The following is a 14,571-nucleotide window of genomic DNA, read 5'->3' as shown; positions in this document are numbered from 1 at the left end:
AGGTCAGGACAGCTGAACGGTTGCCGTGGCGCGACCGAAGATCTTTTTGCCCGCCGATTTCGCCGTGATGGCGACCACGGCGGTGCGGGTCTGCGGGTCGACCGATTTCACCTTGCCGGTGTATTCGACCTCGGCCGGGACGTCGGAACCGACATAGACCGGGCTGGTGAAGCGGACGTTGTATTCCTTCACCGCACCGGGATCGCCCAGCCACGAGGTGACGAAACCGCCGCCGAGGCCCATCGTGAGCATGCCGTGCGCGACCACATTGTCCAGGCCGACCAGCTTCACGACCTCGTCGCTCCAGTGGATCGGGTTGGCGTCGCCGGACACGCCCGCGTAGTTGACGAGGTCGCCACGGGTGAGTCGCGCCACGCGCGCGGGCAGTTCGTCGCCGACCGACACGCTGTCGAAGGACAGGGCGTGCACGCTGACCGTCGGCTCCGGCTGCTTGGTGACCGGGTCGACGGCGCTGCCGACGGAAAGCTCGGACGGTGCGTGGTGGGTGGGCTCCTCCTCGCCGAGGCCGTGCATGAGCACATTGCGCACCGCGTCCGACATCCGTGGGTCGATGTCACCACCGCTGCGGCCGATCAGGGTGGTGTAGGTGGTGAGCACCAACTCGTCGTCCTGGGCGGTGACGATGTTCTTGGTCACGATGATGTCGCCGCCGAAAGCCTGGCGGAAAGAATGCAGATACACATCGCAGGTCAACTGGTCGCCGACCCTGATCGGGCGGTGAAACTCCAGGATCTGGTCGGTCTGCATGATCTGACTCAGGTCGTACCCGGTCACGATCTGTTCGAACAGTTTGCGCTGGGCGAGGATGCCGACCAGCGAGATGAAGGTGAGCGGGGCGACCAGGCCCTGGTGGCCGTACTCGCGCGCGATGTCCTCTTCCCAGTGCACCGGGTGGTAGTCCTGCACCGCACGGGCGTATTCGCGCACCTTCTCGCGGCCGACCTCGTAGTAGTCGTCGACGCGATAGTGGTGGCCGACCATCGACGCCGCGTGGGCGGCGGGATCGAATTCGGCGGCTGCGGCAGGGACCGCTTCGTGAGTTCCGGTGTTCACTGTCACAACGTGGACCTTACTCACCTGTAAGACAGCACCGAAGTCGACCGGTGCAAAACGTGACCTGTCCGAGTAGTGTATCGGCCCCGAACTTCGCATGAACTTACCGGGAAAAGCACAAAGGCCGGACTCTCGTCCGGCCTTCGGCAGATGCTGTTGAAAACTAGCGCGACTCGCGGTGCGCCCGGTGGGTTCCGCAGTTCGGGCAGAACTTCTTGAGCTCGAGGCGATCCGGGTCGTTACGCCGGTTCTTCTTGGTGATGTAGTTGCGGTGCTTGCACTCGTCGCAGGCCAAGGTGATCTTTGGCCGGACATCGGTGGACTTCGCGGCCACGATTTGCCTTCTTTCCGGTCTGGGCTGAGTTGAAATTGGTAGCGATGGCCGGACTTGAACCGGCGACACAACGATTATGAGTCGTTTGCTCTACCAACTGAGCTACACCGCCACGGCGGACTAATATCCCGATGATGCCGCGGTTAGCCGCTCACCACCGGCAATCCGGCGAGCCCCCTAACGGAATCGAACCGTTGACCTTTTCCTTACCATGGAAACGCTCTACCGACTGAGCTAAGGGGGCATGACAACGTGGCACAGAGTCTGTATCGGCAAGCCGATCAGCGTGACCCCGTGCTCCGGCGTCCTGAACGAGATTACACACTCGCACCCGACACCACCAAATCGGCAGCTCAAGGCCCGTTTTCACGGCATCGAAACCGGTCTGGCACGTGGTTCCTCACGAGGCTACCTCGGTTGTGTGCCGGGCGACCCCCTCGAACCAAAGAACCCCGCCGATCTTCATGATCGACGGGGTTCGAGGTGGCAGATGTAGGATTCGAACCTACGTAGGCATAAGCCGACGGATTTACAGTCCGCTCCCATTGGCCGCTCGGGCAATCTGCCGTGTGCGCCGTTTCCGGTGCGCTGAGCAGCTTACAACGTACCCACCCGGACTATCAAAACGCCTGCACAGACCCCCTGCGAGCACCGGTTGGCCGCCTATGCGGGTACAACTGTCTCGGTGGCCGGTAGAACCCCGGCCGGAGTTCGCCGGACCTTCACAGGACAGGAGCGCAGTGTGGCTGATTCGTCATTCGACGTCGTGAGCAAGGTCGATCGCCAGGAGGTCGACAACGCTCTGCATCAGGCGGAGAAGGAGCTGAACTCGCGCTATGACTTCAAAGGCACCGATGCGTCCATCGCGTGGTCGGGCGAGGAAGCCATTGTGCTGACCGCCAATGCCGAGGAGCGGGTGCAGGCGGCGCTCGACGTCTTCAAGGAGAAGCTGATCCGTCGCGATATCTCGCTCAAGGCGTTCGACGCCGGCGAGGCGCAGCCCTCGGGCAAGGTGTTCAAGATCACCGGCACGCTGGTGCAGGGTATCGACACCGAGAAGGCCAAGAAGATCTCGAAGAAGATCCGCGACGAGGGCCCCAAGGGCGTGAAGGCGCAGATCCAGGGCGAGGAGCTGCGAGTAAGCAGCAAGAAGCGTGATGATCTGCAGGAAGTGATCTCGCTGCTCAAGGGCGAGGATTTCGGCATCGCCCTGCAGTTCGTCAACTACAGATAATTCAGCGGCTGGTGCCGCGGGTTCGCGGCCCCCGTGTGCCTCACGGTCGAGGACCGATACTGCGCCTGCGGCGTTCCGTCTCGGCCCTCGACCGCGAGGCGGGCCGCGAACCGTGGCGGTCAGTGCTGATGGGTATCGCCCCTGGCCAGGTCTTCGAGGCGCTTGATTCGTTCGTCCATCGGGGGGTGGGTGGAGTACCAGCGGGCGACGCGGTCGCCCGCGCGGAACGGGTTGGCGATCATCAGGTGCGATTCGCTGGTGATCTTCGGGTCCGGCGGCAGCGGGGCCGCCTGCACGCCGCGTTCGATCTTGCGCAGGGCCGAGGCCAGGGCCAGTGGGTCGCCGGTGAGTTCGGCCCCGGACTGATCGGCCTGGTATTCCCGCGATCGTGAGACCGCCATCTTGATCAGGCCCGCCGCGATCGGGCCGAGCAACGAGACCAGCAGCACCCCGACGATGTTCGGGCCGTTTCCGTCTCTGCTGCCGAACGAGCTCGCGAAGAACGCCATGTTCGCCAAGCCGGTGATAACCGAGGCCATCGCGCCCGCCACCGACGAGATCAGGATGTCGCGGTTGTAGACGTGGGACAGCTCGTGCCCGAGCACCGCCCGCAGTTCCCGTTCATCGAGCAGTTGCAGAATGCCGCTGGTACAGCAGACCGCGGCGTGCCGCGGGTTGCGGCCGGTCGCGAACGCGTTGGGGGCGCTGGTCGGGCTGATGTAGAGCCGGGGCATCGGCTGGCGCGCGGTCGTGGCGAGTTCGCGCACGATGCGGTACATGACCGGCGCCTCGAGTTCGCTCACCGGTTGCGCGTGCATCGCCTTCAACGCCAGCTTGTCGCTGTTGAAGTAGGCGTAGGCGTTCATGCCGACGGCCAGCACGATCGAGATGACGAGGATCGTCGGGCTGCGGAACATCGCCCCGATGGCGACGATCAGCGCCGACATCCCAACCATCAAACCGAAGGTTTTGATCCCATTGGGCATGAATGAGCAACGCGAATCGAGAGCCGAAAGTTCCGAGGAGAAGACGCCTCGACCTTCCGTCTCAGCCCACGCGTTCGATGGTGTAGCGGACCAGCCGGGTGAGGGCGTCGTTGGCGGGGCCTGCCGGCAAGGCCGCGAGTTCGGTGTCGGCGAGGTCGGCGTATTCAGCGAGCTTTTCCTTGGCCAGCGCCATGCCGGGTGAGCGGCGCAGCAGTTCCAGTGCCTCGTCGACCTCGGCATCGGTTTCCAGCGGGCGGGCCAGCAGCGTGCGCAGGCGGTCGCCGTCGGCGCTGATCTCGCGCAGGGCGTAGAGCACCGGCAGGGTGTGTACGCCTTCGCGCAGGTCGGTGCCCGGCGTCTTGCCCGACTGCTCGGCCGAGGACGAGATGTCGATGATGTCGTCGGAGATCTGGAAGGCGGTGCCGACGGCGTCGCCGAGGCGGGCCAGGCGTTCGACATGTTCCAGACCCGCACCGGAGAAAGTGCCTCCGAAGCGGCCGGCGGCGGCGATGAGCGAGCCGGTCTTCTCCCACACCACGCGCAGGTAGTGCTCGACCGGATCCTGGGTCTGCTTGGCGCCCATGGTTTCCCGCATCTGGCCGGTGACCAGCTCGGCGAAGGTCTCGGCGATGATGCGCACCGCGTCGGGGCCGAGGGTGGAGGTCAGGCGCGAGGCGTGGGCGAACAGGTAGTCGCCCGCCAGGATCGCGATGCTGTTGCCCCACCGCGAGTTGACGCTCTCCGCACCGCGGCGCTGGGACGCCTCGTCCATGACGTCGTCGTGATAGAGCGTCGCGAGGTGCACCAGTTCCACGACCGTGCCTGCGGTGACCAGCGCCGGATCGGTGGGATTGGGGCCGAGCTGGCCGGTGAGCACGGTGAACAGCGGCCGGAACCGCTTGCCGCCTGCCCTGGCCAGGTGCAGCGCGGCTTCCTGCAGGAATTCCGCGCCGTCGGAGAGTTCGTCGACGAGCAGTTTCTCGACCGCGGCCAGTCCGTCGCGCACGATGACAGCGAGTTCGGGATCGACAAGATCTACCCCGGCAACCACGGTGCTCTCGTCGCTCACAGCCGATGTGCTCATTATCTTCTCCCAGCGATGCGTCCGACCCCGACGGGTAGCAACCTAGCGTGTTCCGGCACTATGGCCGATGAACCCCGTCACACAGTGACAATTCCCGGTGTACCCGACACTCTCGCACAGCGGCCGACAGTGCCAGTATTGAGCCATGGGTTCACCGGATCTCACCCCTGCCGACCGCGCTCCCCTGCCTGCCACCGTCGAGGTACTGGTGGTCGGGGCAGGGCCCGCCGGTTCCGCGTCGGCGGCTTGGGCCGCGCGCGCCGGACGCGATGTGTTGCTGCTCGATTCGGCGGTTTTCCCGCGCGACAAGACCTGCGGCGACGGGCTGACGCCGCGCGCCACCGCCGAACTGGAGCATCTGGGTCTGGGCGAATGGTTGCGCGCGCACACGGTGAACCACGGCCTGCGGATGGCGGGTTTCGGCAAGGAATCGCTGCTGCCGTGGCCGGGCGGGTCGTTCCCCACCTACGGAAGTGCCGTTCCACGAACCGAACTCGACGACAAGCTGCGCGAGACCGCGATCAAATCCGGTGCGCGGATGGTCGACGGCGCGAAGGTCACCGAGGTCCTGCGCGAAGGCGAACAGGTCACCGGCGTGTCGGTGCGTATCGGCGAGAACACCCACACGGTGCGCTGCCGGGTGCTGGTGGTGGCCGACGGCGTGCGCTCCCCCGTCGGAAAGCAGTTGGGCCGCACCTGGCATCGCCGCTACGCCTACGGCACGGCGGCCCGCGCCTACATCAAGTCCGGCCGTAGCGACGACCAGTGGATTTCCTCGCACCTGGAACTGCGCAACGCCGCCGACGAACTGGTGCCCGGCTACGGCTGGATCTTCCCGCTCGGCAACGGCGAGGTGAATATCGGCGTCGGCTCGCTGGCCACCGAGGCGCGGCCCTCGCACGTCGCGCTCAAGCCGCTGCTCGAGCACTACACCCGGCTACGCCGCGAGGAGTGGGAACTCGAGGGCGAACTGCGCGCGGTGGCCTCGGCACTGCTGCCGATGGGTGGTGCGGTCTCGAACGTGGCGGGCCCGAACTGGGTGCTGGTCGGTGACGCCGCCGGCTGCGTGAACCCCCTCAACGGCGAAGGCATCGACTACGGCCTGGAGGGCGGGCACATGCTCGCCGACCTGCTCGACGAGCCCGATCTGAGCCAGGCGTGGCCGCAGCTGCTGCGCGACCACTACGGACGCACCTTCTCGGTGGCGCGCAGGCTCGCCGGTCTGGCCACCCAGCCGAGGATGGTCCCGCTCGGTGGGCCGCCGGTGATGCGCTCGAAGTATCTGCAGCGCACGGCGGTTCGTGTGATGGGCAATCTGGTGACCGACGAGGACCTCGACCTCACCGCCCGCGCCTGGCGTGCCGCGGGACGAGCCTCGCTCCGCGCCGACGAACTCCCGCCGTTCAGCTGATGACCGAGCGCGGGCGAGCGTCGTGAGCGGGGCGGGGCGTCGTCCGGTGCTCGCCCTGCTGCCGCACCTGCGCAAGGCTCGCGACCTAGTCGACCGGCAGTACGCCGAACCGCTCGACCTGGACGAACTCGCCCGCGCCGCAGGTGTTTCCAAGTATCACTTCCTGCGCGCGTTCGCCGCTGTGTACGGGCGCACACCGGCGGTGTATCTGGCCGAACGGCGGATCGAGCGGGCGCAGGATCTGTTGCGGTCGACCAACCTGACCGTCACCGAGGTGTGCATGATGGTCGGCTATTCGAGCCTCGGCTCGTTCAGCGCCAAGTTCCGTCAGCTCGTCGGGGTCTCGCCGAGCGAATATCAGGCGAAATTCGCCGACGGGGCCCCGCACATTCCGGGCTGCTACGTCTTCATGCACGGGCTCTCCGACCGCGTCCGCCGCGACACCGCAATTTCGGAGAAGCCGGACGGCACCGCGCGGCCATAGCCTGCAACCATGACACCGATCACGAACGTTTCCCTGGTCACCGTGTACGTCACCGATCAGGATGCCGCCAAGCAGTGGTACATCGACAAGCTCGGCTTCGTCGAATCCGCGGATGTGAGCATGGGCGACAACGGGTTCCGCTGGGTCACCATCGCCCACCCCGATCATCGCGAGCTCGAGGTGACGCTGATGGTGCCGGGGCCACCGCTCACCGACGACCTCGCCGACGCGATCCGGCGGGCACTGGCCGACGGCACCCACGGCGCCCTCGGGCTGCGCACCGCCGACTGCCAGAAGACCTACGAAGAACTCACGGCCAAGGGGGTCGAGTTCATTCAGCCACCGTCCGAACGCCCGTACGGCACCGAGGCGATCATCCGCGACAACTCGGGCAACTGGCTGGTTCTGGTCGAGAATCGCGGCTGAGGCGAGGGTGCCGCTCGCCGGAGCGGCACCCGTCGCACCGGCTCAGAGCTTGGCGAACCAGTTCTCGATGAACTTGCGTTCACTGTGCAGGACGCGCTGATGCAGCTGCTCGGCCAAGGGCTCGATGGCGCCGCCGACCAGGGGAACCTTGACCTTTACGGTGCCGACGACCTCGATTTCGCTGCCCTCGGCGGTGGGGCGCAGTTCGTAGGTGCCCGACATCTCGGTGGTGATGCCGCTGGTGTTGCCAGTGAAACTGCCCTTGGCGGTCTCGCCCTGCAGCGGCTGCCAGTTGTCGGTGCGCACCAGCACGAGATCGCTCTTGAGCACCTTGCGCACGAGGGCGGGAACCTTGTCTTTACCTGGCGTTTCGGTCATATGGATGGTGATCGAGTCGGGGCCGTCGGGATGGGAGAGTTCGATGGTCGCGGTCTCGGCGGCGGCGAAACGCGCCTGCCAGACAGCATCGTCGACAAGTGCCCGGTGAAGCTCTTCGACCGGGACGGTATAGGGCACGGTGAAGCTGAATTTGCGGGACATGCCGAAAATGCTAGGCGTATTCGCTGTGCCAGGCTGCGGCAGTCCGTTGTTCTCGGTCGCCTCGTTCCGGAGCGGCACCAGCCGCCGGGATAACAGCCGGTACTGTGTGGCGGGTGTCGGAAACCAGCCTGTCAGAGCGGCGGAACAAGCGCCTGCGACGGGTTCGGGTGTGGGTGGTCGGTGCGGCTGCCGTGGTCAGCGTGCTGATGGTGCTGCTGGTACTCGCGGCTTGGCGCAACGATTTCGAGATCGAGCGCCATCGCGGCGTGACCTCCGGCGAAGTGCTTTCCGCGGGCCGGTTGCGCTCGGCGGTGACCTACGTGACGCCCGACAGCGTGACCCATAATCCGAAGGTCGGCATCCTGTACCCGACGAACCTGACCGCTGGTCAACGGATCAACGTGGAGTACAGCACGCGCGATCCCGACCTGGTCCGGGTGGCCGGGCGCGATGCGCGGGTGGCGATCATCCCGGCGGCGTCGGTGATCTTCGTGGCGTGGGCGATGGCTCTGCCGGTGCTGTGGATCGTGCGCCGCAAGCAGCGCGAGTTGTAACTTCGCTTGCTGTTCGTCCCGGCTTCACGTCGGTGTGGGTGTGGCGCGCGGTGTGGCGGTCACCCTGAGAGAGTGCGCGTAGCCATCGTCTCGGAGTCTTTCCTGCCGAACATGAACGGCGTCGTCAACTCCGTGCTTCGGGTGTTGGACCACCTGGACCAGCACGGGCACGACGCGATGATCGTGGCGCCCGATACCCTGCGCGGCGCCCCACCGGCACCACGTTTTCACGGCCGCTTCCCGGTGCACCGCGTGCCCGCGATGATGGTGCCGAAGGTGAGTTCGCTGCCGGTGGGTCTGCCGCAACCGGGAATCACCGCGGCCATCGCCGATTTCGATCCCGATGTGGTGCACCTGGCCTCGCCGTTTCTGCTCGGCGCCGGCGGGCTCGCCGCGGCGACGCGGTTGGATCTGCCGACCGTCGCGGTGTATCAGACCGATGTGGCGGGGTTCGCCAAGAGCTACGGGCTCGGGTTGGCCGCGCGGGCCGCGTGGGCATGGACGCGCCGGATTCACGAGGGCGCTACCCGCACGCTGGCGCCGTCGTCGGCGGCCGCGCACGACCTCGCCGAGCACGGCATCCCGCGAGTGCATCGGTGGGGCCGTGGCGTGGATATCGCCCGGTTCAACCCGGCCGCGCGCAGTGCCGAGTTGCGGGCGAGCTGGCTGGGGTCGAGTGAGCGACTAGTCGTGGGGTTCGTGGGCAGGCTCGCGCCGGAAAAGCACGTGGAGCGGCTGGCCGCGCTGGCCGGTGACCCGTCGATCCAGCTCGTCGTGGTGGGCGACGGACCGGAACGGGCACGACTGCGCAGGTTGATGCCGGACGCGGTGTTCACCGGCGAGCTGGGTGGAAGCGAGTTGGCCACGCACTACGCCAGCCTGGACGTGATGGTGCATCCCGGCGAGCACGAGACGTTCTGCCAGGGCGTGCAGGAAGCGCTGTCCTCTGGCGTGCCGGTGATCGGGCCCGACGCCGGTGGGCCACGGGACCTCGTCTCCCATTGCCGCAACGGGTACCTGCTGCCGGTCGACCGGTTCACGGAATTGCTGCCGAGCGCGGTGTCGGCCCTGCGTGATGCCGGGCAGCGCGGGTTGTTCGCGGCGGCGGCACGCAAGTCGGTGCTGCACCGCACCTGGCCCGCAGTCTGCACCGAGCTGATGGGCCACTACGCCGATGTCACCGGGATGCGCGCGCGATTGCCACGGTCGGCCTGAGTGGTGAAACCCACCCGCGCTATCGCGCCGAAAAAACTCTAAGCTCGGTTCGTGGCGACAACAGAGCAGCGAGAACCGATTCGGGCTTCGCTGGACAAGCAACCCCACGAGGTCGCGTCGATGTTCGACGGTGTGGCGAAGCGCTACGACCTCACCAACACGGTCATCTCCGGTGGCCAGGATCGGTACTGGCGGTGGGCGACGCGACGTGCCCTCGGGCTGCGGCCCGGCGAGCGGGTCCTCGACCTGGCCGCGGGCACGGGCGTCTCGACGGTGGAGCTCGGCAAGTCCGGCGCCTGGTGCGTGGCCGCCGACTTCTCCCAGGGCATGCTCTCGGCGGGCCGGTTCCGGCAGGTACCGATGGTGGCGGGTGATGCGATGGCCCTGCCGTTCGCCGACGATTCGTTCGACGCGGTGACCATCTCGTTCGGGCTGCGCAATGTCGCCGACATCGATGTGGCACTGCGCGAGATGCTGCGGGTGACCAAACCGGGCGGACGGGTGGTGGTTTGCGAGTTCTCCACGCCGGTGTTCGGGCCGTTCCGCACCGTGTACATGGAGTACCTGATGAGGGCCCTGCCCCGGGTTGCGCGCGCGGTGAGTTCCAACCCCGACGCGTACGTATACCTGGCCGAGTCGATCCGCGCGTGGCCGAACCAGCGCAGGCTGGCCCGCCGGATCGCGGACGCCGGCTGGGACTCGGTGCAGTGGCGTGACCTCACCGGTGGCGTGGTGGCACTGCACCGTGGCTACAAATTGAGCTGAAACGCCCTCGACAGCCGGGGTGAGTCCCGTCACCCCGGTTCGTCCGCGGTTACCTGCCCGCCGCTCGGAATGCGCCCTGATCAGGGGCGATATCCGGGCCGGTTCCTCACAGTCGGGATTTCGACTTGTGAGGTCGATTGTCACCTGGACATAACGTTCGGTAAATCGAGCGCAACGACCGATGCGGATGATCGAGTCATGACAGGCGAAGCGGATGGCCGCGGCACGGACACTGTGCGTACACAGTGCTCGTATTGCGGCGTCGGCTGCGGCATAGACGTCCAGACAAAGACCGATCAGTCTGGCGCGCGATTGATCGCCAAGGTCAGCGGCGACAAGTTGCATCCGGCGAACGCGGGCAGACTGTGCACCAAGGGCGCCACCCACGCGGAGATGATGGCCGCACCCGGCCGAATGGACACCGCCTACCGGCGCCCCGAACGCGGCCAGGTCCCGGTCCCGCTGCCGGTCGACGAGGCCGTGCACGAAACGGCCACCCGCCTGCGCGCGATCCTCGACGAGCACGGCCCCGACGCGATCGCCCTCTACGTCTCCGGACAGATGTCGCTGGAAGCCCAATACCTGGCCACCAAACTGGCCAAGGGCTACCTGCGGACCAAGCACATCGAAGCCAACTCGCGCCTGTGCATGGCCAGCGCGGGCACCGGCTACAAGCAGTCGCTCGGCGCGGACGGTCCGCCCGGTTCCTACGACGATTTCGAACACGCCGACCTGTTCCTGGTCAGCGGCGCGAACATGGCCGACTGCCACCCGATCCTGTATCTGCGCATGGCCGACCGGCTCAAGGCAGGCGCCAAGCTGATCGTGGTCGACCCACGCCGCACCGATACCGCCGCCCGCGCCGATCTGTTCCTGCAGATCGCACCGGGTACCGACCTCGCCCTGCTCAACGGACTGCTGCACCTGCTGGTCGCCGACGGCGCGATCGACACCGCGTTCATCGCCGAGCACACCGAGGGCTGGGAAGCGATGCCCGAGTTCCTCGCCGACTATCCCCCGGCCCGCGTCGCCGAGTTGACCGGCCTGGCCGAGGCCGATATCCGCACCGCGGCCACGATGATCGCCGAGGCGGGCGAGTGGATGTCGCTGTGGACGATGGGGCTCAACCAGTCCACGCACGGCACCTGGAACACCAACGCTCTGGTCAACCTGCACCTGGCGACCGGCACCATCTGCAGGCCGGGCAGTGGGCCCTTCTCGCTCACCGGCCAGCCCAACGCCATGGGTGGCCGCGAGATGGGCTATATGGGCCCCGGCCTGCCCGGCCAGCGCAGCCTGCTCTCCCCCGCCGACCGCACCTTCGTCGAAACCGCGTGGGACCTGCCCGAGGGCACCCTGCGCTCCGAGTCGGGCCCCGGCACCATCGACATGTTCCGCGGCCTGGCCGACGGCGAGATCAAGGCCGCGTGGATCATCTGCACCAATCCCGTTGCCACCGTGGCCAATCGCAAAACCGTGATCGCGGGTCTCGAAGCGGCCGAGTTGGTCGTCGTGCAGGATGCCTACGCCGAGACCGCGACCAATGCCTACGCCGATCTGTTGCTGCCTGCCGCGCTGTGGGCCGAAGCCGATGCGGTGATGGTGAATTCGGAGCGCAACGTCACCCTGCTGCAACAGTCGGTCGACCCGATCGGCGACGCGCGACCGGACTGGCTGCTGATCGCCCAGGTCGCCACGGCCATGGGTTTCCCCGGCTTCGACTTCACCTCCAGCGCCGAGGTGTTCGACGAGGTGCGGCAGTTCACCAATCCGGCCACCGGCTACGACCTCAGCGGTATGAGCTACGAGCGACTGGCACAAGGCCCGATGCAGTGGCCGTGCAAGGACGCCGACACACCGCGCAACCCGATCCGCTATGTCAACGACGGCACCCACCAGCCGTTGCATGTGGCGGATGACGGCACCACCCCGCGGCTCGCGTTCGCCACCCCGAGCAGGCGCGCGGTGTTCTTTCCTCGTCCCCATCTGCCCGCCGCCGAACTGCCCGACGACGACTACCCCTTCCTGCTGAATACCGGTCGGCTGCAACATCAGTGGCACACCATGACCAAGACGGGCAAGGTGACCAAGCTGACCAAGCTGACCGGGGAACCGTTCGTCGAAGTGCATCCCACCGATGCCGAACGACTCGATCTGAAGCCGGGCGATCAGCTCGAGATCGCGTCGCGCCGGGGCCGGGCTGTGCTGCCGGTGCGCATCAGCGACCGGGTGCGACCTGGTGATTGTTTTGCTCCCTTCCACTGGAATGACGAACAGGGCGAATATCTGACGATCAACGCGGTGACCAATGACGCGGTGGATCCGGCCTCGTTGCAGCCGGAGTTCAAGGCGTGCGCGGTGGCACTGCGCCGGGTCGGCCCCGCCGCCACTCCCGAGCACGCGCCCGCCCAGCCCGCACAGCTGCCCGCCCAACCGGCCGCGCATCCACTGGCCGGAATTCTCGGCCTCGATGCCGGGACCTCGCCCACGCTCAGCGAGACCGAGCGCATCTACCTCGGCGGTTATCTCGCCGCCCTGCAGTCGCTGCCGGTGACCGGGCAACCGGTGCTGCCGGTGAGCGCACCGTTGTCGACACAGTCACGCCTGTGGGTCGACGGTCTGCTGGCCGGCATGTACTCCCGCACTGTCGGCGCCATCGCCGCCGAAGCGACCGACAGCCCAGCGCCCCACCCGGTCACCGTGCTGTGGGCCTCCCAGACCGGCAATGCCGAAGAACTGGCCGCCACCGTCGCGGCCCGGCTCTCGGAAGCCGGCCTCACGCCGTCGTTGCTCGATATGGATTCGTGCGAGCTGACCTCGATCACCGGTGACGTCCTCATCATCACCAGCACGTTCGGTGACGGTGGGCCGCCGGACAACGGTGCCGACTTCTGGACCAGGCTCGAAGACAGCATCATTCGCCTCAACGGCGTTCGCTACGCGGTATTCGCGCTCGGCGACTCCTCCTACGACGATTTCTGTGGCCATGGCCGCAAACTCGACACACTGTTCGCCGAACGCGGCGCTAAGCGACTGCTGCCGAGGGTCGACAGCGAACCCGATTTCGCCGATGTCGCCGATCAGTGGCTCGATGATGCTCTGGTCGCGGTCATCAGCGGATCACCCGACGGCGGCGGTCCGGCAGGCGGCGCCGCACGAGGGCGCGAGGGTTCGCTCGTTGGCGCAACGAATGGCGGAGACCCGCTCGGCACCAATGGTGTTGCCCTGCAAGTGAACTCGTCCCACATGATGCCGTCACCGGCCGGGCGCGGTGGCACGACCGTGCTCGACCGGCAGCTCGCGCCGGCCCCCTCCCGGACGCAGCGCCTCACCGCCGCTCCGTTCACCCGCCAGTCCCCGGTCCGCGCCACCCTGATGCGCAACGAGATCCTGAGCGCGCCCGGTTCGCCGAAAGAGGTGCGGCGCTTCGGTTTCGACCTCCACGACCTCGATGCCGGGTACGAAGTAGGCGATTCGCTGGGCGTGCTGCCCGCCAACTGCCCCGACCTCGTCGACGAATGGCTCGCCTGCACCGGGCTCGACGGTCGGCGCACGATCGAAGTCGACGACCGCGAACTCACGCTCACCGATGCCCTGCGCACGCACTACGACATCACCAAGGTGAGCCAGGATCTGCTCGGCTTCATCGGCGAGCGCAACCCACACCCGCAGCTGGCCAAGCTGCTGCGCCGCGACAACCGCAATGAGCTCGCCTCTTACCTGTGGGACCGCCAGGCCGTCGATGTGCTGCGCGACTTCCCGGTGCGGACCGATCTCGTCGACTGGCTGGGAGCACTGAAAAAGCTGCAACCCCGGCAGTATTCGATCTCCTCGAGCCCGTTGACCACCCCAGACGAGGTGCAGCTGACAGTGGGCGTGGTCCGCTATGGCGATCCGGTGGGCACCTCGGCGCGGCGTGGTGGGGTGTGCTCGACGTTCCTGGCCGACCGGGGCACCACGGAGGTCCCGATCTTTCTGCAGCGGGCACCGCATTTCCGTCCGCCGCTGGATCCGAATGCCCCGATGATCATGGTGGGGCCGGGTACCGGCATCGCTCCTTTCCGCGGATTCCTGCACGAGCGGCGGGCCATCGGCGCGACCGGCCGCAACTGGTTGTTCTTCGGCGACCAGCACGCCGCCCAGAACTTCTACTACCGCGCCGAGCTCGAAGACATGTTCCGCTCCGGCTTCCTCACCCGCCTCGACTTGGCCTTCTCTCGCGATCAGCGCGAGCGGGTCTATGTCCAGCATCGGATGATCGAGCACGGCGCCGAGTTGTGGTCGTGGCTGCGCGACGGCGGCCACTTCTACGTCTGCGGTGACGCCGCCCGGATGGCCAAGGATGTCGACGACACCCTGCTGCGGATCGCGCAGATCCACGGAAAGTTGGACGAGGCGGGTGCGCTGGCCTTCAAGAAGCAGCTCGTGGCCGAGAAGCGGTACGTGCGCGACGTGTACTGAGCG

At 66.9% G+C, this 14,571-nt stretch carries 13 protein-coding genes and 3 tRNA genes; 8 read left to right on the top strand and 8 right to left on the bottom strand.

Annotated features, from left to right (window positions below; all coding sequences use genetic code 11):
* Positions 1-3: 3 nt before the first annotated feature.
* The 5 genes from NS1_RS26800 to NS1_RS26780 all read right to left on the bottom strand — a co-directional run bounded on the left by NS1_RS26800 (position 4) and on the right by NS1_RS26780 (position 1,975).
* Positions 4-1,074, bottom strand: a complete 1,071-nt coding sequence (locus NS1_RS26800; RefSeq protein WP_062988968.1) for a fused (3R)-hydroxyacyl-ACP dehydratase subunits HadA/HadB — start codon at positions 1,072-1,074, stop codon at positions 4-6.
* Positions 1,075-1,237: 163 nt separating this feature from the next.
* Complete coding sequence (gene rpmG / locus NS1_RS26795; protein ID WP_056814348.1) at positions 1,238-1,408, bottom strand: 50S ribosomal protein L33; 171 nt, start codon at positions 1,406-1,408, stop codon at positions 1,238-1,240.
* A 36-nt stretch (positions 1,409-1,444) separates the two neighbouring features.
* Positions 1,445-1,520 (bottom strand) — tRNA-Met (locus tag NS1_RS26790).
* 59 nt (positions 1,521-1,579) lie between these two features.
* Positions 1,580-1,652: transfer RNA gene (locus NS1_RS26785), tRNA-Thr, on the bottom strand.
* 240 nt (positions 1,653-1,892) lie between these two features.
* Positions 1,893-1,975 (bottom strand) — tRNA-Tyr (locus tag NS1_RS26780).
* A gap of 175 nt (positions 1,976-2,150) precedes the next feature.
* On the opposite strand from NS1_RS26780, the gene NS1_RS26775 reads away from it, so the two are divergent.
* Entirely contained in the window at positions 2,151-2,642 is a 492-nt protein-coding gene (locus NS1_RS26775) for a YajQ family cyclic di-GMP-binding protein (RefSeq protein ID WP_056814350.1), read from the top strand.
* Positions 2,643-2,761: 119 nt separating this feature from the next.
* Here the strand turns inward: NS1_RS26775 and htpX are convergent, their stop codons facing one another.
* Complete coding sequence (gene htpX, locus NS1_RS26770) at positions 2,762-3,628, bottom strand: zinc metalloprotease HtpX (protein WP_062988856.1); 867 nt, start codon at positions 3,626-3,628, stop codon at positions 2,762-2,764.
* Positions 3,629-3,689: 61 nt separating this feature from the next.
* Positions 3,690-4,712 (bottom strand): polyprenyl synthetase family protein, encoded by a 1,023-nt coding sequence (locus NS1_RS26765; RefSeq protein WP_056814356.1) that lies wholly within the window; start codon positions 4,710-4,712, stop codon positions 3,690-3,692.
* 145 nt (positions 4,713-4,857) lie between these two features.
* On the opposite strand from NS1_RS26765, the gene NS1_RS26760 reads away from it, so the two are divergent.
* From NS1_RS26760 to NS1_RS26750, 3 genes are read left to right on the top strand one after another with little or no spacing between them, the layout of a single operon-like run.
* A complete protein-coding gene (locus NS1_RS26760; RefSeq protein ID WP_056814360.1) occupies positions 4,858-6,123 on the top strand; it encodes a geranylgeranyl reductase family protein in 1,266 nt (421 codons plus the stop codon).
* Positions 6,124-6,145: 22 nt separating this feature from the next.
* Positions 6,146-6,607: a helix-turn-helix transcriptional regulator gene (locus NS1_RS26755; protein ID WP_255284701.1), complete on the top strand. Its 462-nt coding sequence runs from the start codon at positions 6,146-6,148 to the stop codon at positions 6,605-6,607.
* A 9-nt stretch (positions 6,608-6,616) separates the two neighbouring features.
* Entirely contained in the window at positions 6,617-7,033 is a 417-nt protein-coding gene (locus tag NS1_RS26750) for a VOC family protein (RefSeq protein WP_062988852.1), read from the top strand.
* Positions 7,034-7,075: 42 nt separating this feature from the next.
* Here the strand turns inward: NS1_RS26750 and NS1_RS26745 are convergent, their stop codons facing one another.
* Positions 7,076-7,573, bottom strand: coding sequence for a DUF2505 domain-containing protein (locus tag NS1_RS26745; protein ID WP_062988850.1), 498 nt, complete (start codon positions 7,571-7,573; stop codon positions 7,076-7,078).
* Positions 7,574-7,686: 113 nt separating this feature from the next.
* Here NS1_RS26745 and NS1_RS26740 point away from each other — a divergent pair, with 113 nt between their 5' ends.
* The 4 genes from NS1_RS26740 (at position 7,687) to NS1_RS26725 (ending at position 14,568) form a co-directional block, all read left to right on the top strand.
* Complete coding sequence (locus NS1_RS26740; protein ID WP_056814374.1) at positions 7,687-8,127, top strand: DUF3592 domain-containing protein; 441 nt, start codon at positions 7,687-7,689, stop codon at positions 8,125-8,127.
* Positions 8,128-8,199: 72 nt separating this feature from the next.
* Entirely contained in the window at positions 8,200-9,342 is a 1,143-nt protein-coding gene (locus NS1_RS26735; RefSeq protein WP_062988848.1) for a glycosyltransferase family 4 protein, read from the top strand.
* Between the two features lie 51 nt (positions 9,343-9,393).
* Positions 9,394-10,107 (top strand): demethylmenaquinone methyltransferase, encoded by a 714-nt coding sequence (locus tag NS1_RS26730; protein WP_056814380.1) that lies wholly within the window; start codon positions 9,394-9,396, stop codon positions 10,105-10,107.
* A 198-nt stretch (positions 10,108-10,305) separates the two neighbouring features.
* On the top strand, positions 10,306-14,568 hold the full coding sequence (locus NS1_RS26725; protein WP_062988846.1) for a bifunctional nitrate reductase/sulfite reductase flavoprotein subunit alpha: 4,263 nt from the start codon (positions 10,306-10,308) through the stop codon (positions 14,566-14,568).
* Positions 14,569-14,571 lie beyond the last annotated feature (3 nt).

The organism is Nocardia salmonicida NBRC 13393 (assembly GCF_001613085.1).
Lineage (GTDB): Bacteria > Actinomycetota > Actinomycetes > Mycobacteriales > Mycobacteriaceae > Nocardia > Nocardia salmonicida.
Note: the sequence above shows the minus strand (reverse complement) of the source record. Positions and strands in the feature narration are given on the sequence as shown.